Origin of the sequence: Corynebacterium antarcticum, from assembly GCF_016595285.2 — a bacterium.
GTDB lineage: Bacteria > Actinomycetota > Actinomycetes > Mycobacteriales > Mycobacteriaceae > Corynebacterium > Corynebacterium antarcticum.
This window is the reverse complement of the sequence record NZ_JAENIP020000004.1, coordinates 318,709-343,777: the sequence shown is the minus strand read 5'-3', so window position 1 is coordinate 343,777 and position 25,069 is coordinate 318,709. Positions and strand designations below refer to the sequence as shown.

Annotated in this window: 25 protein-coding genes and 1 pseudogene; 15 read left to right on the top strand and 11 right to left on the bottom strand. The window is 66.6% G+C overall.

The genetic code is table 11. The features are described 5' to 3' along the window. Nucleotides 1-153: a hypothetical protein gene (locus tag JIM95_RS11110; RefSeq protein WP_200256171.1), complete on the top strand. Its 153-nt coding sequence runs from the start codon at nt 1-3 to the stop codon at nt 151-153. Here JIM95_RS11110 and JIM95_RS11105 read toward each other — a convergent pair. Continuing rightward, nucleotides 150-752, bottom strand: coding sequence for a DUF2020 domain-containing protein (locus JIM95_RS11105; protein WP_200256173.1), 603 nt, complete (start codon nt 750-752; stop codon nt 150-152). The two genes, JIM95_RS11110 and JIM95_RS11105, sit on opposite strands and share 4 nt — an antisense overlap. Between JIM95_RS11105 and JIM95_RS11100 the strand changes: the two genes are divergently transcribed. Together JIM95_RS11100 and JIM95_RS11095 are read left to right on the top strand one after the other, a co-directional pair. Then, nucleotides 751-2,040, top strand: a complete 1,290-nt coding sequence (locus JIM95_RS11100) for a sensor histidine kinase (protein ID WP_200256175.1) — start codon at nt 751-753, stop codon at nt 2,038-2,040. The two genes, JIM95_RS11105 and JIM95_RS11100, sit on opposite strands and share 2 nt — an antisense overlap. 88 nt (nt 2,041-2,128) lie before the next feature. Next, the gene (locus JIM95_RS11095; RefSeq protein ID WP_198736633.1) at nt 2,129-2,767 is read left to right on the top strand and encodes a LuxR C-terminal-related transcriptional regulator; all 639 of its coding nucleotides are present in this window, start codon (nt 2,129-2,131) and stop codon (nt 2,765-2,767) included. Between the two features lie 242 nt (nt 2,768-3,009). Here the strand turns inward: JIM95_RS11095 and JIM95_RS11090 are convergent, their stop codons facing one another. Then, on the bottom strand, nt 3,010-3,348 hold the full coding sequence (locus JIM95_RS11090; RefSeq protein WP_200256177.1) for a histone-like nucleoid-structuring protein Lsr2: 339 nt from the start codon (nt 3,346-3,348) through the stop codon (nt 3,010-3,012). Nucleotides 3,349-3,899: 551 nt separating this feature from the next. Continuing rightward, nucleotides 3,900-4,538: a DUF6474 family protein gene (locus JIM95_RS11085; RefSeq protein ID WP_200256179.1), complete on the bottom strand. Its 639-nt coding sequence runs from the start codon at nt 4,536-4,538 to the stop codon at nt 3,900-3,902. 84 nt (nt 4,539-4,622) lie between these two features. On the opposite strand from JIM95_RS11085, the gene JIM95_RS11080 reads away from it, so the two are divergent. Next, nucleotides 4,623-6,152 carry a TM0106 family RecB-like putative nuclease gene (locus JIM95_RS11080; RefSeq protein ID WP_200256181.1) on the top strand — a complete coding sequence of 510 codons (1,530 nt, stop codon included), beginning with the start codon at nt 4,623-4,625 and terminating at the stop codon, nt 6,150-6,152. Here JIM95_RS11080 and JIM95_RS11075 read toward each other — a convergent pair. Both JIM95_RS11075 and JIM95_RS11070 read right to left on the bottom strand, forming a co-directional pair. Continuing rightward, on the bottom strand, nt 6,142-7,512 hold the full coding sequence (locus JIM95_RS11075) for a hypothetical protein (RefSeq protein WP_200256183.1): 1,371 nt from the start codon (nt 7,510-7,512) through the stop codon (nt 6,142-6,144). The genes JIM95_RS11080 and JIM95_RS11075 overlap by 11 nt on opposite strands. Nucleotides 7,513-7,521: 9 nt before the next feature. Continuing rightward, complete coding sequence (locus JIM95_RS11070) at nt 7,522-8,772, bottom strand: MFS transporter (RefSeq protein WP_200256185.1); 1,251 nt, start codon at nt 8,770-8,772, stop codon at nt 7,522-7,524. 82 nt (nt 8,773-8,854) lie between these two features. Between JIM95_RS11070 and JIM95_RS11065 the strand changes: the two genes are divergently transcribed. The 6 genes and pseudogenes from JIM95_RS11065 (at nt 8,855) to JIM95_RS11045 (ending at nt 13,974) form a co-directional block, all read left to right on the top strand. After that, the gene (locus tag JIM95_RS11065; protein WP_200256187.1) at nt 8,855-9,775 is read left to right on the top strand and encodes a LysR family transcriptional regulator; all 921 of its coding nucleotides are present in this window, start codon (nt 8,855-8,857) and stop codon (nt 9,773-9,775) included. 151 nt (nt 9,776-9,926) lie between these two features. Beyond that, on the top strand, nt 9,927-10,964 hold the full coding sequence (locus tag JIM95_RS11060) for an ABC transporter substrate-binding protein (protein ID WP_200256189.1): 1,038 nt from the start codon (nt 9,927-9,929) through the stop codon (nt 10,962-10,964). A 92-nt stretch (nt 10,965-11,056) separates the two neighbouring features. Next, nucleotides 11,057-11,596 (top strand): annotated as a pseudogene (locus tag JIM95_RS11445) (FecCD family ABC transporter permease); the annotation flags it as partial. Between the two features lie 94 nt (nt 11,597-11,690). Next, nucleotides 11,691-12,035 (top strand): FecCD family ABC transporter permease, encoded by a 345-nt coding sequence (locus tag JIM95_RS11440; RefSeq protein ID WP_336296550.1) that lies wholly within the window; start codon nt 11,691-11,693, stop codon nt 12,033-12,035. After that, a complete protein-coding gene (locus JIM95_RS11050; RefSeq protein ID WP_248702967.1) occupies nt 12,032-13,141 on the top strand; it encodes a FecCD family ABC transporter permease in 1,110 nt (369 codons plus the stop codon). The genes JIM95_RS11440 and JIM95_RS11050 overlap by 4 nt, the downstream gene beginning before the upstream one ends. Next, nucleotides 13,138-13,974, top strand: a complete 837-nt coding sequence (locus JIM95_RS11045) for an ATP-binding cassette domain-containing protein (protein ID WP_200256191.1) — start codon at nt 13,138-13,140, stop codon at nt 13,972-13,974. The genes JIM95_RS11050 and JIM95_RS11045 overlap by 4 nt, the downstream gene beginning before the upstream one ends. A gap of 73 nt (nt 13,975-14,047) precedes the next feature. Here the strand turns inward: JIM95_RS11045 and JIM95_RS11040 are convergent, their stop codons facing one another. Next, the gene (locus JIM95_RS11040; protein ID WP_200256193.1) at nt 14,048-14,656 is read right to left on the bottom strand and encodes a superoxide dismutase; all 609 of its coding nucleotides are present in this window, start codon (nt 14,654-14,656) and stop codon (nt 14,048-14,050) included. Nucleotides 14,657-14,912: 256 nt separating this feature from the next. Between JIM95_RS11040 and msrA the strand changes: the two genes are divergently transcribed. Then, complete coding sequence (gene msrA / locus JIM95_RS11035; RefSeq protein ID WP_200256195.1) at nt 14,913-15,605, top strand: peptide-methionine (S)-S-oxide reductase MsrA; 693 nt, start codon at nt 14,913-14,915, stop codon at nt 15,603-15,605. Between the two features lie 107 nt (nt 15,606-15,712). Here the strand turns inward: msrA and JIM95_RS11030 are convergent, their stop codons facing one another. Together JIM95_RS11030 and JIM95_RS11025 are read right to left on the bottom strand one after the other, a co-directional pair. Then, nucleotides 15,713-16,906, bottom strand: coding sequence for a glycoside hydrolase family 16 protein (locus JIM95_RS11030; protein ID WP_200256197.1), 1,194 nt, complete (start codon nt 16,904-16,906; stop codon nt 15,713-15,715). Between the two features lie 169 nt (nt 16,907-17,075). Beyond that, nucleotides 17,076-17,819, bottom strand: a complete 744-nt coding sequence (locus JIM95_RS11025; protein ID WP_200256199.1) for an HAD family hydrolase — start codon at nt 17,817-17,819, stop codon at nt 17,076-17,078. A gap of 127 nt (nt 17,820-17,946) precedes the next feature. On the opposite strand from JIM95_RS11025, the gene JIM95_RS11020 reads away from it, so the two are divergent. The 4 genes from JIM95_RS11020 (at nt 17,947) to JIM95_RS11005 (ending at nt 21,551) form a co-directional block, all read left to right on the top strand. Then, nucleotides 17,947-18,552 (top strand): DUF6891 domain-containing protein, encoded by a 606-nt coding sequence (locus JIM95_RS11020; RefSeq protein WP_200256201.1) that lies wholly within the window; start codon nt 17,947-17,949, stop codon nt 18,550-18,552. A gap of 176 nt (nt 18,553-18,728) precedes the next feature. Continuing rightward, the gene (locus tag JIM95_RS11015; protein WP_200256203.1) at nt 18,729-19,691 is read left to right on the top strand and encodes an L-lactate dehydrogenase; all 963 of its coding nucleotides are present in this window, start codon (nt 18,729-18,731) and stop codon (nt 19,689-19,691) included. A gap of 166 nt (nt 19,692-19,857) precedes the next feature. Next, nucleotides 19,858-20,601 (top strand): glycerophosphodiester phosphodiesterase family protein, encoded by a 744-nt coding sequence (locus JIM95_RS11010; RefSeq protein WP_248702966.1) that lies wholly within the window; start codon nt 19,858-19,860, stop codon nt 20,599-20,601. Between the two features lie 35 nt (nt 20,602-20,636). Then, on the top strand, nt 20,637-21,551 hold the full coding sequence (locus JIM95_RS11005; RefSeq protein WP_200256207.1) for a DUF5926 family protein: 915 nt from the start codon (nt 20,637-20,639) through the stop codon (nt 21,549-21,551). 82 nt (nt 21,552-21,633) lie between these two features. Here the strand turns inward: JIM95_RS11005 and JIM95_RS11000 are convergent, their stop codons facing one another. The 3 genes from JIM95_RS11000 to JIM95_RS10990 all read right to left on the bottom strand — a co-directional run bounded on the left by JIM95_RS11000 (nt 21,634) and on the right by JIM95_RS10990 (nt 25,015). Next, nucleotides 21,634-22,995, bottom strand: a complete 1,362-nt coding sequence (locus JIM95_RS11000) for an LCP family protein (protein ID WP_200256209.1) — start codon at nt 22,993-22,995, stop codon at nt 21,634-21,636. 20 nt (nt 22,996-23,015) lie between these two features. After that, nucleotides 23,016-23,696: a CPBP family intramembrane glutamic endopeptidase gene (locus JIM95_RS10995; RefSeq protein WP_200256727.1), complete on the bottom strand. Its 681-nt coding sequence runs from the start codon at nt 23,694-23,696 to the stop codon at nt 23,016-23,018. 80 nt (nt 23,697-23,776) lie between these two features. After that, nucleotides 23,777-25,015 (bottom strand): amidase family protein, encoded by a 1,239-nt coding sequence (locus JIM95_RS10990; protein WP_200256215.1) that lies wholly within the window; start codon nt 25,013-25,015, stop codon nt 23,777-23,779. Nucleotides 25,016-25,069 lie beyond the last annotated feature (54 nt).

Below are 25,069 nucleotides of genomic sequence, written 5' to 3'. Positions count from 1 at the left end.
ATGTACGGCTTCATCTGGCGGCACATTCCCGGCCCCCGGCCCGTGAAGATCCTGGTGGCGGTGTTCCTCCTGGTGGCGGTGTTCCTCCTGCTGATGGAGGTCGTCTATCCCTGGGTGTCCACCCTGATGCCCTACAACGATGTGTCGGTCTAGCCCAGTCCGAGTTGTCCGATCACCCGCTCCGCGACGAGCTGCGGTTTGATCGACTGCTCCTGATTGGAGAACACCACCACCGCGGTGCGGTCCTTCTGCACCGCGTACAGGGCGTGCCCGTTTCCACCGAATCGTCCTCCCGACCAGCCCTCGGGCTCCTCCGCGGGGTCGGTGGAGGCGATCGGTGCCGCCCAGTCGACCACGGCGGTGGCCGCATCGACAGAGTCCGTGTGCCGGACGATGACGGTCAGCTGCGGTTCCTCGGGATAGGACCAGTAGACGCAGGCCGGGGTGTCAAAGCGCTCATCGACGCCGACGCCGGTCACGCGCTGCCCGTTCGTGTCCGCGACCCACTGTGTGTCGAGGTAGGGGCAGTCCGTCCGGGATTCGCGGCCACCCGGGATCACCGGCATCGCATCGACCGGAAGCCCGGAGTCGTGGGTGGGTGCGGTCGGAGCCTCGGATGGTGCGTCGCCGGCGGGGCTCTGCCCGGATGCGGAGGCCGCGGGGACCGGGGCCGGGTTCTCGGCCGCGGAGCCGCAGCCCGCAACGGCGAGGAGCGGCAGCAGACTGGACAGTGCAAGTAAGGTACGGCGCATGGGACTTAGCGTAGGGACCGAAGCCGCCGACCGCACCTCGGGTGCTCCCGGGGAGAAGAGCATCCGGCAGGGTATCCACATCCTCACCGGTGTGCTGCTGGTCGTCGTGGCGTTCGCCGCGGTGAAGTCCGATGCCCTGCAGCTGCTCATCACCCTGGCCCTGTGCGCCGCCTTCTCCGGGATCTACATCCTCGGTTCGCGGTTCCGGGACACCATGTCGGGTGGGAAGAACCAGCTCTGGTTGCTGGCGCTGACGCTGCTGTGGGTGCTGCTCATACCGATTCAGCCGACCGCGATCTATCTCGTGTTCCCGCTGTACTTCCTCTATCTCCAGGTCCTGGACGACATTCGGGGTGTCATCGCGGTCATCGGGGCGACGGCGGTCTCGGTGTTCTCGCAGTGGCCGGACCTCACGGCGGGCGCGATCCTCGGGCCGACCGTCGCCGCGCTGGTCTCCATCGGCATCGACTACGCGTTCAAGACGCTGTGGAAGGTCTCCGCCGAACGCGAGGAGCTCATCGCGGAACTGCTGGAGACCCGTTCCCAGCTCGCGGACACCGAGCGGGCGGCGGGTATAGCCGCGGAGCGGCAGCGCATCGCCCACGAGATCCACGACACCCTCGCCCAGGGGCTCTCCAGTATCCAGATGCTGCTCTACGTCGCGGAGCAGGAACTGAAGAAGACGGGGATCGGTGATGACGAGGCCGAGACCATCCTGAAGCGTATCGACCAGGCGCGGACCACCGCGGCGGACAACCTCGGGGAGGCCCGGGCGATGATCGCCGCGTTGCAGCCGGCGGCACTGTCGCGGACATCGCTCGAGGGCGCCCTGCACCGGGTGGCCAACGGGATAGTCGGCACAGAGGTGACGATCGCAGTGGAGGGGGATGAACGCCAGCTCCCGATGCGGACAGAGGCCTCGCTGTTGCGCATCGCGCAGGGTGCGATGGGCAACGTCGCGAAACACGCCGACGCGGACCGGTGCCACGTCACGCTCACCTACGACGAGGACGAGGTCCGGTTGGATGTCGTCGATGACGGATGCGGCTTCGATCCGGCGGCGATCGGGGAACGTCCCCGGGGACTGGGGCACATCGGTCTGGACGCCATGCGGCAACGTGCCGCGGAGCAACACGGTACGCTGACTGTTGAATCTGCGCCGGGACAGGGAACCGCGGTATCCATCGCGATTCCCGTCGAGGATGACACACACGGTCCGGAGCGACGTGCCACGGCGCTCACGCAGGTCGAGGATCCCGGTGCACATCCGGAGGAGACCGGCCGCTAGTGCGGCGGGACCGGTGGACGCCTCCGGATCCGTGAGGGACACCGCGAACATTCCGTGATAGACACAAGGGAAGAGACGTTAGTAGACGATGATCAGAGTCTTGCTCGCTGATGACCATGAGATTGTCCGGCTGGGTCTACGCGCCGTGCTGGAGGAGGCCGACGACATCGAGGTCGTCGGTGAGGTGGCGACCGCGGAGGGCGCGATCGCGGCAGCTCAGGCCGGTGGCCTCGACGTCATTCTCATGGATCTGCGCTTCGGTGCCGGAGCGGAGGGAACACTCGTGTCCACCGGTGCGGACGCGACCGCCGAGATCAAGCGGACGATGAAGAACCCGCCGAATGTTCTGGTGGTGACCAACTACGACACCGACGCGGAGATCATGGGCGCGATAGAGGCCGGTGCCGTCGGATATCTGTTGAAGGACGCGCCGCCGTCTGAGCTGCTGGCTGCGGTGCGTTCCGCGGCTGAGGGTGATTCCGCACTGTCGCCTGTGGTGGCGAATCGTCTGATGACCCGCGTCCGTACCCCCCGTACGTCACTCACTCCGCGGGAACTCGAGGTTCTCAAACTGGTCGCCGCGGGTTCCTCGAACCGGGAGATCGGAAAAGTCCTTTTCCTTTCCGAGGCAACCGTGAAGTCGCACCTCGTGCACATCTACGACAAACTCGGTGTTCGTTCCCGTACCTCCGCCGTGGCTGCGGCCCGGGAACAGGGCGTGCTGTAGCGGACCGGTATCGGTCCGTGCGACCGTGCTGTTCCCGGTTGAATGAACTCATTTCCGGTGACGGGGATTGCGGGAACCGGGGAATACCCGGATAAAAGGGTGAAGAAACTCTTAAAAACGTAATCCGCATTTTTCATTCGACGGGACCGGAATAAGGGGAAACGGTTGACCCGGTGTAACCGGTGTCAACCGTTTCCCCTCATGTCACCGGCGGGCCGGGGACGGAAATGGTGCGGAATGTCTCAGTTGGCGGCGTTGAAGGCCTTGACGATGTTGTCCGGGATCTTGCCGCGGTCGGCGACCTCGTAGCCGTTCTCCCGGGCCCACTGGCGGATCTCCTTGGTGCGGTTCCGTGATCCGCCGCTGGAGCGGCGCCGCTGGCGGGTGCCGCCGCCGGTGCGCTTGCGCCCCACCTTGATGTAGCGCTGCAGGGACTCGCGGAGCTCGTTGGCGTGCTCCTCGTTCAGGTCCACGGAGTAGTCCGTCCCGTCGAGGGAGAAGTGCACGACGTGCAGCTCGTCCTCGGAGAGGGGGGTCTGGGTCAAATCGTCGAAGTACTGGGTGATTTCCCGTCGTGCCATGCCGTTGACTCCTTCATTTTCATAGTCGTGACTCGTGATGGGTACACGGAGAGCTGATGGTGTTCCGCCCGGATGTGCTCCGGTGTCCGGATACGTGGAGTGGATGGGTGCGCATCTGTCCCGTTCGCCGTGTCGACTTCCAATTCGACCGGAAATGTCCGGTTCCGCCGAGGAGAGTCAAAACACGAGGAGATATGAGGATATGCACCCTTACTCGCCACTTTAAATGAAGATTATACGATTCCGGTACTTTGCACAATGTGCCCGGTGGTGCTGTGGATTCATTGATTCTCGTCTGGTGTGAGAACTATAGCTGCGCAGAATTAATTATCGAACAGTTGTCTCTGAGAGATGTTAAGGATTCCATGACGGAAGGCGTGGATTGAATCCGAATCGTGGCCACGAATGGATTCGTCTCGGTGGTGGAGCAGCGCTCCATCCACCGGGGATTCGCCGTACGCGGTGATCGTCGTGCTTCCCGGCAGAAGAAAGGCTGCCGTCGCCCCGCGGGAGGAGGGGGCGAACGACAGCCGGAGAGTGCGGGGCCGGGATCAGCTCCGGCTCTGCAGGCGCTCCTGGATCTGTGCGGCGAGATTGTCGAGCTCCCGTGCGACGGTGTTGTGGCTCCGCCGACGCTGCTGGGGAGCGAGGTACTCGGCGTTCTCCACCGCGCTGACGAGCTCGTCCAGCCGGTCCTTGGCGTCGATCCGGAAACCGGAGGCGACGGGGGCGGAGTCGAGATTGTCCCGGATGCCGTCGATACGGGCCTTCAACGGAGCCCCGTGTCCTGAGTACCGGGCCAGCTGTTCCGTGGTGACTCCGTTGCGATGGGCCTGCCGCTTCTCGAGCTGCTCCCGGACGAGGGTGACACCCCGGTAGACGAGGGGGAGTGCGAGCGGGACGACCATCCTGGCGGCGGCTGCGTAGCGGCGCACGCTCTGCGTGTTGAACCGTCCCTGCCGGATCTGCGCCAGCTGGTTCTCCGCCATCTTCTTCTCGTGCCGCCGCTTGGCCTTCAGCCCCTTCTTCTCCGCTTTCAGCAGTTCCTTCTCCTGCTTGGCGAGGATCTTGGAGCGTCGGTGGTTGAGTTTGGCGGTCTGCTTGACCTCGGACCTGGCCCGGGCCTGCGCGGCCTTGATCTCTGCCTTGGTCCTGGCCCGGTTCTTGCGGATCGCCTCGAAAATGCCCATGGTGTCTGTCTGGTCTCCCGTTGATGTTGTCGCGGTCGTTTCGTTTCAATCCTACCCGCAGGTGGGGTTAAGCTGACTGTCATTGTGGAGCTGGACATCGAATTGCAACCGTCGGACCTCGTCGGCTGCCGGTACCGGGTGGTGCAGCGTCACCGGTTGGTGGAGCAGTCGCCGACAGAGGCCGCGGTCCGGCGTTTCGAGCGAGCGGAGGCGGGGAGGAACCGTGTTCTCGCGCTACTGCCCGACGCACCGGAACCGTGGGATCCGCAACGGTTCAGTCGGACACACATCGACGGTGACGGCGAGGATGCCGAGCTCGAGACGCTGGAGGCACTCGCCGCGCAGACCACGATCATCACCGGGGCGGTGTTCACCGGAGTCTCCGACGGATGCCGCTGGCGGGCCACGCCGGACGTTCTCGTCCGCGACGGTGACGGGCGCTATCTCCCGGTGATCGTGTCCAACCACCGCATCGCCCGTCCGGCGGAAGGTCGGAAACAGCCGCTCATCGCCACCCCACGGCTGGGGCTCGGTGCCCCGTCCACCGGCGCCTACCGGCTCCGGCACCACGCGGTCGACGGCTACCGGCTGGGGCTCGCAGCCCGGGCACTGGCGGAGTTCGGCCTCGACAGCGGCCGCGGGGCGGCGATCGGGCAGGACCGGGAGCTGGCGTTCCTGGTCGACACCGGCCACTACCAGGCCGCGTTGTCGACCGCACTCGCCGCGTCCCTGCCTGATCGGCCACGGCGGTTGAAGGAATGCGGCGAGTGCCGTTTCTGGTTCGACTGCGGTCCGAGACTCACCGCGGCGGACGACATCTCGCTGCTGTTCCCCGGGGACCGCGCGGAGCGGTACCGGTTGCGCGGGATCGACACCGTGGGTGAGCTGATCGACGCGGACCTCGGGGAAGCCTCCGCGCTCGCCGCGGCGTGGCGGGCCCGGATCCCGGTGCTGCGCCGCGTGGAACGGGTCACCTTCCCCCGGTTCGACGTGGAGATCGACATCGACGTGGAGGCCTACCTTGACCAGGGTGCCTACCTCTGGGGCGCGTTCGACGGGCGTGACTACCGTCCCTTCGTCATCTGGGGTGGCCTGGGAGCCGCCGCGGAGGCCGACACCTTCGCGGAATTCTGGTCCTGGCTGAACTCCGTGCGCGACGACGCCCGCTCCCGGGGCCTGAGCTTCGCCGCGTTCTGCTACGCCAGACACGGTGAGAACCACTGGTTGACCAGCAGCGCCCGTCGGTTCGCCGGCCACGTGAGCGCGGCGGGGCACCGCGTACCCTCCGAGGCGGAGGTCACCGCGTTCATCTCCTCGGAGGAGTGGATCGACGTGTTCGCCGCGGTCCGTGCCCAGCTCATCGGGCCCCGTGGACTCGGGCTGAAGACGGTGGCACCCCAGGCCGGATTCACCTGGGCGGAGACGGAGCTGGACGGTGAGGCGAGCGTGGACATGTACCGGATCGCCGCGGGGCACACGGACGCCGGTCCCGCTGCGGTGGCCGAAGCCAGGAGACGGCTGCTCAGCTACAACGGCGACGACTGCCGGGCTACGTCCGTCGTCCGGGCCTGGATGGCCGCCGGTGCGCCGGGCGCCCCGCCCCTCATGGGTTGAATGCGCCCGTGAGAATCAGCCCGGTGAGCGCGCCGAGGACGACCAGCCCCACCACGACCTGACCGTACGCCGGCCGGTATCTGCCGGTCGCGGTTGCCGGAGTACCCGGATCGTGCGTCTCCTGTGGACGGTGCCGCTGCACGACCACCGCGGTGACCGCGAGCGGGAGGAAAGCGCCGAGGCTCAGCGCGACGAACAGGGCGGGGACGGGCCCCGCGTCCCAGGGGAGGGGGAGCTGGAGAAGCGCCAGTGCGCCGTTGAGCAGCGTGGACCGCAGCAACCCCAAGGTGTCCAGCAGACCCATGCCCCGCCGGACGGCGGCCGGCCCGCCACCGATGACCGAGGGAAGCAGGAAGCTCAGGACACCGATCAGCAGCTGCGCACCGAAACCCACGAGGAGCGGCGGTACCGGCAGCGAGACCGCGACATCGCCCCCGCGCAGGGCATCGGCGGCGGCGGTGAGCACACCGACGATCAACCACACCGGCGCGGCGACGACGGCGAACGCGGCGAACGTCAGCCGGTCCCGCGGATCCGCGAGGACATCCCGGACGTTGCCCAGCCACGGCAGGGCGGCGATCGCCCACCCGACGGCGTAGACCACCAGGCCCGCGCCCAGGACCGGGGCGGCCCCGACCAGTGCCCCGGTCACGGAGGTGGCCAGGCCGCAGCTCAGCACTACCGCGGCCGGGACCGTGCGATCGTCACCGCCGCGGGTCCGCCAGACCGCGGGGAACATGAGCGTGAGGGAGCCGAACGCGGCCAGTCCGACGAACCCCGGGAGGTTCAGCAGCAGGTGGGCGGTGTACAGTCGCGGCACCCACGCACCGGGAACCCCGACGATCAGGAGCGTGCCCGCGGTGATCCCGCCCAGCAGACAGACCGTGGCGAGCACGTACACGGCGACGATGGGTCGGAACCGCCGCGTCCGCTCCGCGGCGTGGTACTGCGCTGCCAGGGAGAGTCCGTGGAGCAGGGCCCCGGTGCCGACCGACCCGGCACCGAGCAGGGACAGCCGGTGGGACGCGGTTGCCGGGAGCTGGCCCGCGAGCAGTAGCGCGGTGCCCGCGGTCACGGCACCGATCCGGTACAGCTGGCGGACCTGGTGCGCGCGGGTGGGCCGGTTCCCGGTGAACCGCGCCGTGAAGTACTGGGACCACACCATGATCGAGGTCGTGATCACCCCGATCCCGAGGACGTGCACCGGGATCCAGGTGCCCACCCCGCCGGCCCGGGCGGATACAGCGGAGGCGATCAGGAGCAGCAGCCAGCAGGCGACGGGACCGTTGGCGCGCAGCATCCACTGGCGACGGGACCACGCGGGCGGTGCCTCCGGGGTGTCGGCGGGTGGTGTGGGCATACCGCCAGGTTAACCCTGCCTCCGTGCCGCGTGGCGGCGGATCCGGTCCCAGGTGAGGGCGACGGCGATGAGCAGCTGGATCACCAGGAGAACGAGCAGCCAGGTGATGAGCCCCGACCATCCGGCGCGGACAAGGACCGTTCCGGAGAACCAACCCACCACCGAGGATCCCAGGTAGTAGCAGAACAGGTACATGCTCGATGCCTCGGCGCGGTCGGCGGTGGCGAGCCGGCCGATCCACCCGGAGGCGGTGGAATGAACCGCGAAGAACGCCGCGGTGAACAGCAGGGTCCCGAGAACGGTGACCGCCAGGTTGCCGGAGACCGCCATCCCGATGCCCGCCAGTGCGACGAGGACCATCGCGACGAGCACCTTGCCGGGCCCGAAGCGGGAGGCCCAGGCGCCCGCCCGGGCGGAGGACCAGGTCCCCGACAGGTACAGGATGAACAGTGCACCGACGAGCGCCTCGGAGAGACCGAAGCGGTCGATCATCCGGAAGCCGAGGTAGTTGTAGAAGGACACGAACACGCCCATGACAAGGAAGGCCGTGACGAACAGGGCGGCCAGCCGGGGGTTGCGCCAGTGTCCGGCCATCGCCGCGAACTCACTGCGGACGTGGAGCTCCTTGCGGGTGAATCTCCGCTGCGCAGGCAGGGTCCGCAGGATCACCAGGACGAAAAGTGCTGCGACCAGTGCATCGGCACCGAGTGCCCACCGCCACGACGCGAACTCGAGGACCCCGGCGGGCACGATCCGGCCGATGAGCCCGCCGAGGGACGTGCCCGCGACGTAGATGCCCATCGCGCGGGGCAGATGTTCGGGGTGGAGTTCCTCGGACAGCCATGTCATGGCGACCGCGGGAACACCCGCCAGGAGTGCACCCTGCAGCCCACGGCCCGCTATCAGCCACCAGATCCCCGGGGCGAAGGGGAGCAGAGCCCCGAGCGCCACGGCCGCGATCACCGAGGCGACCAGGACCCGACCGCGGCCGAATCGTTCGGAGAGGATGGAGGCGGGCACGATGGCGAGTGCCAGCGCGCCGGTCGTCGCCGACACCGTCAGCGCGGACTGGGTGGGCGTGATACCCAGCTCGGTGGTGAGCGTGGGCAGCATCGCCTGAGTGCAGTAGAGCGCGTTGAAGGTGGCGAGTCCCGCGGCGAGCATCGCCAGGACGGCCCTCCGGTAGTCGGCGTCGCCGCGCCGCAGGCCCTCCGGCAGAGCGTCGGAGTCGGTGGGATCGGCGGGAGAGGTGGCGCTCATGGCGTCCATCGTGCCGTGTGTCAGGTAATTAGTAAAATGTGGATAAAGCGGGAAAATGATGCACTAAACGCATGAAAGGGAGATGGTGCGACGCCGTTCCTCACTCCGGCTCGATGACGTCGATGCGTTCATCCACCTCGCGGAGTCCGGGCATCTCACCGCGACCGCGGAAGAACTCGGAATTCCCCAGCCGACGCTCTCCCGGAGAATCGCCCGGCTGGAGGAGGACCTCGGTACGAACCTGTTCGACCGCGCCGGGCGGACACTGACGCTGAACACCCGGGGACGGGCCTTCCTCGGCCACGCCCGCCGCATCAGCGCCGGATTCACCGCCGCCCGGACGGACATGGAGCGTCTCATGGACCCGGAACGCGGCACCGTGCGCATCGACTTCATGCACTCCCTCGGGACCTGGCTCGTCCCCGGACTGCTGCGGGCCTACCGGGCGGAACACGCCGGCGTGCAGTTCGAACTCCACCAGGGTGCCGCCCGTCAGCTCGTGGAGCGGGTCCTCCGGGACGACGCTGATCTCGCACTCGTCGGACCCCGTCCCGGGGAGAGCCGTGGGGACGGGGCCGCACTCGGATGGCTCCGGCTGTACCGCCAACCTTTCGCCCTCGCTGTCCCGGAGGGGCACCGGCTCGCCGCGGGGGATGGTCCGGTGCCGCTGTCGGCCGCGGCCGGGGAACCCTTCATCGGCATGCGGGCCGGCTACGGCACCCGGCAGTTGCTCGACGATCTGACCGACGAGGCGGGTTTCCGGCCGAACCTCGTGTTCGAGTCGATGGAACTCAGCACCGTCGCCGGGCTGGTCAGTGCAGGCCTCGGGGTGGCACTGCTGCCGATGAACGATCCCTACCTGGCACCGGCGGGCCTGCTGCTCCGCCCCCTGGATCCGCCGGCGTACCGCGAACTCGGTGTGGTCTGGCGGACCGCGGCGGCACCCGCGCCGCCGGTGGACCGGTTCCGCGGGTTTATTTCAGCCGCCGGGGGCGATACCTGACCCGTTAACCCCTGATGAGGCCGTCGCCCGTTTCCTGCTCGGGGCTGACCCCGTTGCCCGAGAAGATGGGATTGCGTAACCTAACTACCGTTTGTGCCGAAATCGTACGGCATTAATCATTTCTTTAACGTTACGCCAGAAGAAAACCATCATGAAGAACCCGGTTCAGGCGACTCTCGCTGTTGCACTGACCGTCTCCCTGCTCGCGGGGTGCTCGACCGATTCCGGGGAGGAGGCCACCGGCCCCGAGGCGGGGAACGCCACCACCGCGGCGTCCGACACCGGATCGGAGGCACAGACGGCTTTCCCGGTGACGATCGAGCACTTCCGTGGGACCACGACCCTGGAGAAGAAGCCCGAGCGAGTCGTCGTCCTGGACAACAGCTACCTGGAGAACGTCATCGCCCTCGGTGACGATTCCGTCGTCGGGTACGCCAGCTTCAACGGCTCCGGAATTCCGCCGTACGTGACCGAGGAACAGAAGAAGCTCGTCGCTGACGCCGTCGACGTGGGGGACGTGAAGGAACCCAGCCTCGAGATGGTCGCCGCGCTGCAGCCCGACCTCATCCTCTCCAGCGACTACCGGTCCAAGGACTTCTACGACCAGCTGAGCGAGATCGCACCGACCGTGTACTCGGAGAAGGCCGGAACGACATGGCGGGAGAACCTGATCCTCACCGGTAAGGCACTGGGTATGGAGGAACGAGCCCACGAGGTGCTCGACGGAATCGTCGATCGGGCGCACGCCATCGGCGAAGACATCGAGGCGAAGGAGGGCAGGCCCACCGTCTCCATCGTGCGCCTGGCCCCCAACATGCGGATGTTCCGCGACACCTCCTTCCCTGGATCACTCATCGCCGACGTCGGTCTGCCCCGTCCCGAGAACCAGATCGCGCCGAAGGACGCCCCGGAGGAGATCTTCACGGACTGCTCCGCGGAGACCGTGGGGGACATCGATGCGGACCTGATCCTCTACATGGCACCTGAGGAGGACTCCGACCGGTACCCCGCCTGGAAGGAGGAGGTCGCACCCGTGATGGAGGGAAGTCTGTGGGCCAACCTCAGGGGTGAGAAGAAGCCCGTGTGGGACCGCGTCTGGTACATGAACGTCTCCCCGCTCGCCGCGCCGCTGCTGCTCGACGACGTCGCCGAGATGTTCGATGTCGACAATCACCGCGACGACAATTGACCGCGCGGTCGGTGACGGAATCCGGGTGCGCCGACGCATCCGGTCCCGACACCTCCGGAGTCACCCGTCTCCGCTCCCTCCGGGGGCCGCTCATGCTCCTGATGTCCGTGGGACTCTGTCTCGCCGTCCTGCTGTCGCTGCATGTCGGTGCGCGTATCACCGCGGCGGCTGACGTCTGGGAGTCGCTCCGTGTGTGGGGCGGCACCGACACGGAGACCGGGATCATCGTGTGGGAGCAGCGGATACCGCGCACAGCCCTCGCCGTCGTCACGGGTGCGGCTCTCGGGGTCGCCGGTGCACTCATCCAGGGACACACCCGGAATCCGCTCGCGGATCCCGGGATACTCGGGGTTTCCGCCGGTGCCGCACTGGGAATCGTGCTCACCGTGTATCTCTTCCGGGTCGGGGACATCCACGTCTACATGTGGGCCGCACTCATCGGGGCGGCCCTGGGCTCCGCCATCGTGTTCACGGTGTCCGCGATCGGTGGGGGCGGTGCGAATCCGCTGAGTCTGATCCTCGCGGGTGCAGCGCTCACCGCCTTCTTCGGTTCCGTCACCACGGCGATCATCCTGATGGATGAGGCGTCCATGGATAAACTCAGGTTCTGGAACGCGGGATCGGTGAGCGGCAGGGACCTGGGCATTCTGTCCGCTGTCGCACCTCTCCTCATCGTCGGGTTCCTCATCGCCCCTCGCGAGCGGGCCCACACTGAATCTCCTCACCGTGGGAACCGAGGTCACTACCGGGCTCGGGGTGAACGTCGTGAGGGCCCGACTCCTCGGCTTCGCCGCGATCACGCTGCTCGCGGGCGGTGCCACGGCGGCTGTGGGCCCGATCGGTTTCCTCGGCCTCATGGTCCCCCACGTGGTGCGGGCGATGACCGGCCCCGACTACCGGTGGATCGTACCGGCCTCCGCGCTGACCGGTTCCCTCGTTCTGGTGGTGGCGGATATCGTCGGACGGACTCTCGTCCGTCCCGGAGAGCTGCAGGTGGGAATCGTCCTCGCCCTGATCGGCGCCCCCTTCTTCATCGCCCTGGTACGGAGAAAGAGACTGGTGACGCTGTGAACGATCGAATCAGTGACACACACGACGGTTTCCCGGCCACCGCGGGACAGCGGATCCTGCCCCGGAACAGTGAGCTCATCTGGCCGTTGCCGACGGCGCGGGTCAGATGGCGGGGGCTCGTCGTTGTGCTTGTGCTCACGTCGGTGCTGCTGGTTCTCCTCGCCGTCGCACTCAGCCGCGGTGACTATCCCGTGTCGATCACCCGGGTCCCGGTGATCGTCGCCGGAGGCGGAACCGACATCGAGCGGACGATCGTCGTCCAGTGGCGGTTGGGTCGCGCACTGGTCGCTGTCGTCATCGGACTGTGCCTGGGGGTGTCGGGGGCGATCACCCAGTCCATCGTCCGGAACGCCCTCGCGTCACCGGACATCCTCGGTATCTCGATGGGCGCGTCGGTCGCCGCGGTTGCGGTGATCGTCCTCGGTGGATCGGGTGTCAGCATCGCGGGTGTGCTGATCGGCGTGCCTGTGGCCGCACTGTGCGGCGGCCTGGCGACCGCGGTGGTGATCTATCTGCTGGCGCTGAAGAACGGGGTCGACCTCTACCGACTCGTACTCATCGGCATCGGCGTCAATGCGCTCCTGGGGTCGCTGGTCACCTGGCTGCTCGTCATCGCCGACATCCGTCGTGCGGAGCAGGCCACGCTGTGGTTGACCGGTTCCCTGAACGGACGTGGATGGCCCGAGTTCGTTCCCCTGGTCATCGTGTTCCTGGTCTCCGTACCGGTCCTGCTCGTCTCGGCGTTCGACCTCAGGCCACTCCACTTCGGACGTGACCTCTCCGTCGGTCTCGGCGTCCGTGTCACCGTCACCCAGGCCCTCGTCCTGCTCGTGGCCATCGCACTGACGTCGGTGACCGTCGCAGCGGCGGGCCCCATCGGATTCGTCGCCTTCGTCTCACCGCAGGTGGCGAGGCTGTTGACCGGTTCCCCCACACCGCCACTGGCGGCCGGCGCACTGACAGGGGCCATCATCATCCTCGCCGCGGACATCGTCACCGGCAGCGTGCTGCCCTGGACCCTGCCCGTCGGGGTCGCGACCGCCGCGATCGGCGGACCCTTCCTCATGTTTCTGCTCATCAGGACCAACCGAAAGGTCACTCTGTGAACACCGACACGCACACCCGCTCCGCGCCGGGTGCCACCGCGCTCACCGCCAGGGGTATCGATGTCGGGTACCGGGACCAACGCGTCATCAGCGGTCTGGACATCGACATACCGAGGGGCGCTGTCACCTCCGTGATCGGCCCCAACGGATGCGGGAAGTCAACGCTCCTGAAGGCACTGTGCCGGCTGCTTCCCCTCCGTGCGGGCGAGGTGACCATCGACGGGACACCCCTGTCCCGTGTCCCGTCCAGGGTCCTCGCGCGCAGGTTGGGGGTTCTCCCGCAGAATCCGGTGGCGCCGGAGGGTGTCCTCGTCGCCGATCTCGTTGTCCTCGGCAGACACCCGCACCGAAGCTGGATCCGCCAGTGGGCGGCTGACGACGATGACGCGGTCCGGGAGGCACTCGAGCTGACAGGCGTGGCCGATCTCGCGGACCGCGCGGTGGACTCACTGTCCGGTGGTCAGCGTCAACGGGTGTGGCTCTCCATGGCGCTGGCCCAGCAGACCGACATCCTGCTCCTCGACGAACCGACGACCTATCTCGACCTCGCCCACTCCCTCGACGTGCTGGACCTGATCGACTCGATGCAGGCGGACCACGGCAGGACGGTGGTCATGGTCCTCCACGATCTCGCTCTGGCCTGCCGCTACAGCGACAATCTCGTGGTCATGCGCGACGGCGCAGTCGTCGCCCAGGGGGATCCCGCGGACATCGTCACCGAGGAGCTGCTGGATTCCGTGTTCGGCCTGAACGCCCGGATCCTGCCGGATCCCGTGTCGGACAGACCGCTCATCGTTCCGGTCGGGCGACGACGACTCACCGGGGTCGCCTAGCGGGCCCTTTCCGCGGGATGTGACCACGGAAAAACCGCCCACCGAAGATGGTGGGCGGTTGGGTGCGTGGAGCCTACTTCTTGGCGGCGCCGGCGTAACGCTCGGCGACATCGTCCCAGTTGAAGACGTTCCACACGGCCTTGACGTAGTCAGCCTTGACGTTCTTGTACTGAAGGTAGAAGGCGTGCTCCCACATGTCCAGCATGAGCAGCGGGGTCAGGTTGGCGGAGATGTTGCCCTGCTGGTCGGTCAGCTGCTCGATGATGAGGCGGCCGCCGATGTGGTCGTAACCCAGGATCGCCCAGCCGGAGCCCTGCAGGCCCAGCGCGGCACCGGAGAAGTGCTCCTTGAACTTCTCGAAGGAACCGAAGTCCCGCTCGATGGCCTCGGCCAGTTCACCGGTGGGCTCGCCGCCACCGTTGGGGGAGAGGTTCTTCCAGAAGATGGAGTGGTTGGTGTGGCCACCGAGGTTGAAGGCGAGGTTCTTCGACAGTGCGGTGACCTCATCACCGATGGTGCCGTTCTCGCGGGCCTTGGCGAGTGCCTCCATGGCCGCGTTGGCGCCCTTGACGTAGTTCGCGTGATGCTTGGAGTGGTGCAGCTCCATGATCTCGGCGGCGATGTGCGGCTCGAGGGCATCGTAGGCGTAATCCAGCTCGGGGAGCTCGTAGTAGGTGGTCATGTGAAAATCCTTTCGTATAAGACGGAGCGCGGAACATGTCCGCGCCGTGACCCCTATGATAGGTCAAGACAGAATAACGTCACACATCTAGCACGAAATTGTTATAAGTACGTTCATGCGAACACCGCTCCCCGGTACCTGTCGCCTGCCGCTAAGCGTCAATTCCCCCGGTTAGGGGTAATTTCATGCGCGAGTCATTCCCCGCCCCACCGCCTAGGGTGGTGGTCACGAACACGCACCGAGAAAGGAACCCGACATGGGATGGTTGATAGGCCGCGACCCTGAGATGGTCACCGCGGAAAACGCGCTCAAAGGGGGCTCGCATCCGGTCTTGGAGGAGGCGCGACCCCACGCAGTTCTCGGGACGCCGATCACTGGCCCGTGGTGGAAAGGACAGTCGAGTGTCCTCATCGGAATGGGCTGCTTCTGGGGCGCCGAGAAGATCTTCTGGGAACTCGACGGAGTCGAGTCGACCTCGGTCGGATATGCCGGCGGCTACACGCCCAACCCCACCTACCGGGAGGTCTGCACCGGGCGTACGGGACACACGGAGGTTGTCGAAGTGGTGTTCGATCCGGCCCGTGTCACGCTGCCGCAGATCGTCGCCACCGCCCTCGAGGCGCACGATCCCACCCAGGGTTTCCGCCAGGGAAACGACGTGGGCACCCAGTACCGTTCCGCCTTCTACACCACCGGCAGTCCCGAGCGGGCCCGTGCCGATGCCGACGTGATCCGTGGGATGGTCACCGACTACGGCCAACGGCTCACCGGCGCCGGCTACGGCCCCGTCACCACCGAGATCCTCCCGCTCGCGGAGACACCCGCGGGGGACTACTACCGCGCCGAGGACCACCACCAGCAGTACCTGCACAAGAACCCCGGAGGCTACTGCCCCCACCACTCAACCGGCGTCGCCTGTGGGGTGCCGGAGCAGACGGAACGCGACTGAATGCCGTGGGCCACACAGCCTCCGGAAAATTCCTGGAAAAGCGGGAGAGACCGGGGACCACCGCGAAAGTGGTACCCGGACCCTCATTCATCTGGGGTCCTGTCCGGTCACATCCGGAAGCTTATGGACCGCAGAAGCGCATTCAGTTGAACTGTGGAATGAAGCCAGCCGATGATCGGAAGTGCAACCAGAGTGAACACAGACAGCGCTCCGATGATCGCGGTGAAAGCCCCACCCAGGAGTGTCCAGCTGTTCTGACCTGTCGGGGTGGAGGAGCCCGGAACCGGAGGTTCGTCGGTGGGAGTGGCCGGGGTGGTCGGTTCGTCGGTGGGAGTGGTCGGGGGATTCAGTTCCTCCGCGGTGAACGGCTGCCCCTTGAGGGTGATGCTGTCGACGAACATCTGGCGCACCGGGAACGGATCCGAATCCGATGCGGGATGTGCCCAGTCCTTGACCTCGACATACTGATTCAGGATGAGGCGGTAGGGACGGGAGAGGATCTCGCGGTACTTCTCGTCCGAGATGTTCAGGTCTGCAGGAGTGATGTGCTCCTTCTCGTCGAATGCTGGACCGCTCTCGTGCAGGATGGGTTTCCCGTCTATGGAGAAGCGGAGATCATCCGTCGTCGTCTGCAGTGTCCACGTGTGCCAGTTCTCCGCTATGTCCTTTCCCTCGGAGAACACCCGACCATCGCGGATGGTTCCTGACTCGTTGCACCCGAAGTGGACCGTCGCCGGAGAGTGCTTCGATCGCCAGGGCCATGAGTAGTGCTCGATGATGTCGAGCTCCCCGTAGCTGCTGTCGGTCGCTCCCGCGTGGCAGGCCGGTTGGTCATTCTGCATCCAGATCGCACTTCGGACACCCTTGACGCCGCCGGTGTGGAACTTCGCTCTCACGTTCACGGTGAAAAACCCGGATGCGACCCAGTCGCTGTGGAGCCGACCCGTGGTGTACCGGGTGATCATGTTCTCCGGGCACGGAGTTTCGACGATATTGGCGTCTGTCAAAGGGTCGCCGTCTTTTTCGATGCAGTGACGTGCGGTGGTGATTACCAGCATTCCGTCCCTGACCTCGACCGCGTCCGGGGTCACCGTGACGTTCTTATTCAGATAGTCGGGCTGGTTGAAGATCAACCAGCCGTCGAGGGCGTCAGCGGAGTCGAAGTCCTCGGTCCATTCGTAGGGTTTTGACAGTACGGGTGGCTCAGACGCTGTGGCCACCGGGGCGAGGGCTCCGAGTACGACCGCGGAGGTGGCGAGCACGGCTGTGCTCGTGAGGCGGAGACGGTGGAATGTGGGCAATTGGAGCTCCGAACTGCTGGAAGATTTCTATTCTTTAAAAAATTTAGCTGTTCGCTGAGAAAGACGCATATCCGAAGGCTCGTTCATTGCCACGTTTCATGAGTAATTGCTAATTTTGGCTGTGTAGTGAGGATGTGTCTCCGTGGGGTGCAGGGCGTCCAATCGCCCGTCAGTTTCTGCCGGTGGTGCAGCTCGGGCGGGTCGTGGAGGACCTGCCAACGTACGTGTGATTGATCTCGGGGGTCATTCCCCCGGACGGAAAACCGGCGAGGCCCGCAACCCCCGGGTCGCCATTCACCGCAGGGAGATCATCCCGATTCAGCCAGACAGCTGCCATACCGGCTCGTCTCGGTCCGGCGACATCGTTCGGGTAGCTGTCGCCGATCATCACCGCCTCGTCCGGGGCGGTGTCGAGGAGTTCGAGGGCCTTCCGGTAGCACCCGGGTTGCGGCTTCGCGACCCCGAGGTCGCCCGACGCGAGCAACCGGACTCCGGGGAGGGCGAGGCCGGTGCGCCGGAGTTTCGCGGACTGGATCTCAGCCACACTGTTGGTGAGGACGGCGACCCGGGCACCGGTTTCCAGTGCCCGCCGGAGTGCGGGTTCCGCATCCGGGAAAGCGACCCACGCCTCGCGGTACAGGGACAGGAACCGGCCGAAGAGTTCGTCGCACGCGGAGTCCGTGAGTGTGTGCTCGCCGGTGAACTCCCGCGTGCGCCCGCGGCGTTGTTCCAGGTGGCTGACAGTGCCCCGCTCGTAGGCTTCGAACCAACGCCGTTCGATCTCGAACCAGCGGTCCGTGTGGTCACCGGGGAAACCCAGTTCGCGGGCCCACGTGCCGGCGGCCACCCGGGCTGCGCCGGTGTGGTCGATGAGGGTGCCGTCGAGGTCGAAGATGATCGCTCTGTAACTCACGCCACGTCAGGCTAGCAGTATCCGTGTTCCGGCAGGTAGGGTGTCCCGCGGCGGTGACCCGGTGAGGCTCCGGTCCCGGCCGACCCGGAACCGATTCCATGGACAGCCAGCTGGAGGAAGCAACGAAGTGAACGACCTGACGACAGAGAAGGCACAGCACCTCATCGACGGCGGGGAAATCGACGATGTTCTCGACGAACTGGGGCAGCGCATCCTCAACGGGGCGATCGTCGAGTTGGATGACGCCACCGATCATCTCGCTGAGCAACTGCTGAATTCCCGGGTGGACTGCCGCGACGCGCGCGGTTCGGTGGTCCACGTCTCCGAGGCGCTCGCGAGGCATGTCTGGGGCAACTGCGAACGGACCGCCCGCCCGTGGGCCGACCAGGAAACGGACGCCGACCGTCTGCTCACGGCCTTCGCCGCGTTACGTGAATCGGGGATCGTCTCCGGGTTGTTCACCAACTGGAAGGCGATGGACATCCCGCCGGAGTGTCGCGGCGCAGTTCTGGTCCGCCGTGACGACTGGCAGGACCTGAGCTTCCTGCGCAAGAGGCGCCTGACGATCAACTTCGCCGGTGTCGCCGAGGACGAGTCCGACATCGGTCTCGAGCTCACCGGAGCTCTGCGGGAGGCGGGATTGGCCGCCTCCGCGCCGAACCACGGGAAAGTGACGGTGCGGCTGCTGTGGAAGTGGCATGTCCCGGAGCTCGTGAACGCCTGGGTGCGGTGATCGGGTCGGAGGGGGCTGTGTTTTGGGGATGGCCGGACATGTTTGGGGGATAGATTCCTCACATTTTCCACACGAAGCAACATAAACGGGCATTATGGGTTGTGGAAGAACGTTCTGCGTCGTTCAGTCGGCGCCCATCAGCCGGTACCACCGGGGCCGGCAGGGAGAAGGTATCCATGAAGGTCAGTGTCGGAAACAAGATTGTTCTCATCGGCGCCGGCGATGTCGGGGTCGCCTACGCTTTCGCTCTCATCAACCAGGGAATCTGTGACCACCTCGCAATCATCGACATCGATGAGAAGAAGCTCGAGGGCAACGTCATGGACCTCAACCACGGTGTTGTCTGGGCCCCCTCCCGGACGAAGGTGACCAAGGGTACCTACGCGGACTGCGAGGACGCCGCCATGGTCGTCATCTGCGCCGGTGCCGCCCAGAAGCCGGGTGAGACCCGCCTCCAGCTCGTCGACAAGAACATGAAGATCATGAAGTCCATCGTCGATGACGTCATGGCCAGCGGTTTCGACGGCATCTTCCTGGTGGCCTCCAACCCGGTGGACATCCTCACCTACGCCTGCTGGAAAGACTCCGGCCTGCCCGCCCACCGCGTCATCGGCTCCGGCACCGTCCTCGACTCCGCACGCTTCCGCTACATGCTGGGCGAGATGTACGAGGTCGCGCCGACCTCCGTGCACTCGTACATCATCGGTGAACACGGCGACACCGAGCTGCCCGTCCTCTCGTCGGCGACGATCGCCGGTGTCTCCATGCGCAAGCAGCTGGAGAAGGACCCGGAGCTGGAGGCCAAGCTGGAGCGGATCTTCGAGGAGACCCGCGACATGGCCTACAAGATCATCGACGCCAAGGGATCCACCTCCTACGGCATCGGCATGGGGCTCGCCCGCATCAGCCGTGCCATCCTGCAGAACCAGGACGTCGCCGTCCCGGTCTCCGCGCTGCTGCGCGGTGAGTACGGCGAGGAGAACATCTACATCGGCACCCCGGCGATCGTGAACCGTCGCGGTATCCGCCGCGTCGTCGAACTGGAGCTCACCGAGCACGAGATGGACCGCTTCAAGCACTCGGCCAACACCCTCCGGGAGATCCAGGAGCAGTTCTTCCCGGCCGAAGAGAAGAAGTAGCAGACCCGGGGAGATCGTTCCCGGCCGGGAGAAGTAGTAGTTCCACGCGGCACACCGTCGTACGGCGGGGCAGGCGCACAGTCAGTGACGGCGCCCGCCCCGCCGTCGGCGTGTGGATGCGCACCAACCATGACCGGAAAGGGATCGGAGTGGGACAATGGAGCCCGTGACCGATGAAGCACCAGTACCCGGAACCCGGATCATCGCGCACCGCGGTGACTGCGAGAACCACCCGGAGATGACGATGCCCGCGTTCGAGTCCGCGCTCGAACTCGGAGCTGACGGAATCGAGTGCGATGTACGGCTCAGCTCCTGCGGGACCGTCATGTGCATCCACGATCCGGTGGTGAACCGCGTGAGCGACGGATCGGGCCGCGTATCCGCCCTGAGCCTCGCGGAACTGAACCGTCTCAACTTCGGCACCCCGGTCGACCCGCAACCACCCCTCCGGCTCGACGATCTCCTGGAGCTCATCTCCGCGTACCCGGGCCGCGAACTGTTCATCGAGACCAAGCATCCCCTGCGCTTCGGTCGCGAACTGGAAGAAAAAGTGGCTCTCCGACTGAGGTACCACGGCCTCATCGACGATCCCCGAATCCGGATCATATCCTTCTCCACGCTGTCCATTCTCCGGATGCGTCAGCTCGCCCCGGCGGTACCGAGGATTCACCTCCGCAGGGACAGATGCCCCGTCTACGACCCTGTGGTGCACGCCCGCGGCGTGGTAGCCGGCTGGGGCATCTCCGTGGGTAGGGCGAGGGAGAACCCCTCCCGGATCGGGTACCGCGGACTTCCCGGATACATGTGGACAGTGGACGACCCGGCCGACATGGCATGGACCGCGGACCACGGTGTGCGGTGGATGGCCACGAATCGACCCGGCACGGCACGGCGGGTGCTCGGGCGGTAGCACCCGGAGCAGGTTCCTGCGGGTATCTTCTAGTCATGGCCAAAAAGAAGAAGAATGAGAATCTGCCCGAGGGCATGAGCCGCCGCCAGGCGAAGCTCGCCGCCCGCGCCGCCGAACGCGCCGCGCTCGACCGGGACCCCCGTCCCTACGACGGTCTCGTCATGGAGGCGGACCTGGTGGCCCTGCAGGAGTTCGTTCCCTCGGCGACCGCCAAGCTCCCGGTGAAGGGGCTCGATGAGCCCGTCACCCTCTGCACCGTGCTGCCCGGTGCCGTCGCCGCCGTCGTCCGTGAGGACGCCGACGGAGGCATCGAGCGTCTCGTCGCGCTCCAGGTGCAGGCGCACAGCCACAACCCCGGCCGGGACCTCGCCTACGCGATCAACTGGGTGAAGGATGCGGAGAGCGGACAGACCCTCGAGTCGACGGTGGCCGACGGCAACCAGCCCGACCTCAAGGAGCTGATCGATCCCGCCGCCACACTGACCCCGACCGCACACGACACCTTCGACTGGTGGCTCGCCGAGGGGAGCGCCCTCGATCCACGCCTCAAGCAGGGTATCGAGCAGGCCAACTCCGCGGTCATGCCCTCCGAGGAGATCGCCGCTGACGTCGAGGGCACCGTCTGGTGGATCGACCCGGGCGAGAAGGCCCATGTCCGGTGGATCCGCACCGAGAACGAGGACAAGCTCATCGCCGCCCTCGCGCGCATCGCCGCCGCCGGCGAGCTGACCCTCGGCGAGGGAACCAGGTTCGCCGGGGTGTTCCGCACCCACGGTATCGCCGTGCCGGTGTTCGACCTCCCCCGGGAAACCGCCCCGGCCGAGTTCATCTCCCCGCTCGAGGCACTGGACGAGAAGATCAACCGGGAGCTGGGCAACGACGCCGAGCTCACCGCCGACGAGCGCAGGCAGCTCGACAACATCAAGTCCCGACAGGTCACCATCCGGTAGCTCCATCCGGGAGACAGGAGAGAGGGCCCGGTCACCGTGTTGCCGGTGACCGGGCCCTCTCTCCTTCGCTACGCTCTCCGATTCACCGGAGGGAATCGAACAGGGATCGCGCGGCGGCGTCATCCCACAGCACGACATTGCCCACCGTGGTGTCCTGGAAACCCCCGACCGGGACGGTTTCGGTGACGACACCCGAGCGCATGGCCAGGGCCAGGCGGGCCAGGTTCCAGATGTGGTCACCGGTGCCCACCGTGAACGTGCCGCTCGCGCGACCGATCAACGGACCCAGGCGGAACGGGTTGAGCAGTGTCGTCGGATCCGTGGCCTTCTCCATCAACGCGGAGAGGAACTCCCGCTGATGGGACACCCGGTCCAGGTCGCCCATCTCGAAGGCGCGGCTACGGACGTAACCGAGAGCATCGGGGCCATTCAGCTTCTGACACCCCGCGGGCAGATCGATGTTCGCCAACGGATCGTTGATGGCTTCGGTCACGCACATCTCCACACCGCCCACCGCATCGACCAAGCCGGCGAAACCACCGAAGCCGATCTCCGCGTAGTGGTCGATCCGGAGCCCGGTCGCCTGCTCGACGGTCTCGGTGAGCAGCTGCGGACCACCGAACGTGAACGCCGAGTTGATCTTGTTCATCCCGTACCCCGGGACGTTGACGTAGGAGTCACGGGGAATGGAGAGGAGCGTCGGTTTCGATCCGCGGCCGTAGTGCAGCAGCATGATCGTGTCCGTGCGCCCGACGCCGATGTCCCCACCGGTGCCCAGTGTGTCGATCTCCTCCGGGGTGAGCCCCTGGCGCGAGTCCGAACCGACCAGCAACCAGTTCGTGCCCGCGGTGTTCGCCACCTGCTGCGTGGGGGTCGCCTCGACGCGGTTGAGTTTCGCATCGGCCCACAGGCCGATGACGACGGTCAGGGTGAGCACGATCCCTATGGCGAGCAGGAACGGCGTCATGCACCCCATGCCGCAGCCACGCCCGCGTCGGCGTCGTGGCCGGCGGGAACGGGGCTCGGGGCCGAAATCCCTCCGATCGCCACCGCGCCGCTCCGGACGTACCGGCGGTTGTGCCTGCGACGGAACCGGGGCCTCACGACGATAGCTCGGGACCGGCCGGGCCTCCGGACGGTACTGGACGGGGCGCTCCGGGGGCGGAGTCGACCGCTGATACTGGGGACGTTCCTGCGGTCGTGGCGTGTAGCGGGGTGCCCCGGTGTCCCTGCGCGGTGGCCGGTCCGGCCGATCCGGATGCCGTTCGCGGGGGGACCGTTCCCCGTGCGTGTGTTTTCCGGCCTCCGGTCGCGGGCGGGAGGAACCGTCGGGCCGACGACGTCGGACGGGCCGTCCGAACCGGTCGAGAATGGGCCTGCCCCTGCTGTCGCGGGCGATGTCGTCCGGTAGATCACCGTGCTGGGACGGGCCTCGAGAATCCATGGAAACCACCCTAGCGGAGACTAGGAGATGAACAGCCCCGCCAACCCCAGTGGTTCGACGAGTGTGCTGTAGCCGACGAAGGCCACCGCATCGATGAGGAAATGCGCCACGATGAGCGGCCACACGCGCCGGGTACGGGTGAACAACCAGGCGAACACGAGGCCCATCACGATGTTCCCGAGGCCCGCGGAGAATCCCTGGTAGAGATGGTAACTTCCGCGCAGGAGCGCGGATGCGCCGATGATCGCGGGCGTGGACCAACCGAGCTGCCGGAGTCTGGTCATCAGCCAGAACACCACCACGGTCTCCTCGGCGAACGCATTCGCGAAGGACCACACGAGCAGCACGGGAGCCTGCCACCACACTGAATCCAGCGTCGTGGGCACCACCTGTCTACTGAGCCCCAGATGCAGTGCCGTCAGATAGAAGACCAGTCCGGGAACGCCGATCAGGGCAGCCAGCCCAACGCCCCGCAGCCAGTCGCCACGGCGCAACGGGAGCAACCGGACACCGGAACCGGACAGCAGGAACAGCGCCAGCAGTCCCCAACCGGTGAGGACCGACGCCGAGCAGAGCTGGAGTGCCAGGTCCAACCAGTGCACATCAGCCTTCGGCGCATTCAGCGTGACCTTCTGTGCGCTCAACGGTTCCGGCGCCAGGGCCGCGTCAATCAACCGGAGTGCCGAGCGCACACCCGCCATGCCGAATGTCACCAGCAGTACGACACCGATCTCCGCGCGCAGACGGGCCACCGCTGTCCGGGGCGCGGTCGCTCCGGCCGTCACGGATGCACCTGCGAGGCCACGCCGAGCAATTCGCCGAAGGTCGCCCGCACGGACCCCAGGTGGACGCCCACGGGAGGGCGGCCGGCCACCGCGACCGGTACATTCACCGCCGCGCCCCCGGTCATGTTGAACAATGTCGCCCACGGGGTCCAGCGGGTCTGCTCCGCGAAATCCTCCGGCGGTTCCAACCGGGAGAAATGGCCGATCTCCGGTGGGTCGTGGGCCAGTGTCGGGGTCAGGAGGACGTCAATGTCCCATGCGGACAGGATCGTCCCCGGGACGGCGTCGAAATCGGCGACAGCCTCCGCGCGTCGGGCCTCAGGTAACGCGGCTCCACGCTCCCGCAGCCACTCGATGATGTCGCTCGCCGGGCCGGGGATGTGGATCGAGCGCGAGGCCAGCACATCGGCGAAAGCCGCGAAGGGTCGCTCACCGTACGGGCGGGAGACCTCCCGGACCCGGTGTCCCAGATCAGACAGACGATCAGCCACCGAGAACACGGTTGACACCATCTCCGGACTGACCGACCCGTCACCGTGCAGTGGCTCCACCAGCACACCGACCCGCAGCCGACGATGGACCGGACGTACCCCGAACACGAACGCCGCGTCCGCGACCGACCGGGTGATGAAACCCTGCGTGGTGGGGGATCCACCGGTACTGTCGTGCGGAGGTTTCACCCCGACAGTGCCCGTTGATGCGGCGGGGACCCGGATGGAACCACCGCCGTCGGACGCGTGGGCGACATCCACCAGACCGAGCGCCACCGCGGCGGCGGCTCCTCCGGAGGAACCTCCCGGTGTCCGCCCCGGCCACAACGGATTCGCCACGGCGGGCATCCCGACCGGTTCGCAGTACGCCGTCATGCCCATCTCGGAGGTCTGTGTCTTGCCCGGAATGACGACGCCTTCCCTGAGCAGCTGGGCCGCCCACGGGTCGGTGTCGACGGGAATCTCCGTCCGGGTGACGGAACCGTAGGAGCAGGGGAGCCCGGAGACGGGCATCAGGTCCTTGACCGGAAGGACCAGTCCGTGGAGTCGACCCCGCCGATCCACCGGGACCGCGTCGAGGAACTGCGCCCGCTGAAGCGCGATATCGGGATCCACCGCGGCGAAACCGTTCACCGACGAAGAGACCCCGGTGATGTCCGAGAGGTGGCGTTCCACCGTCCGCGCGAGATCCGTGGAAGCGGTGTGAAGCCGATCCACGAGGGGGACTGCGGAGCCGTTGACCATGCAGAGCAGATTACCCCGACCATACGGACGAGTGCGGGTGGGCGGCTACACTCC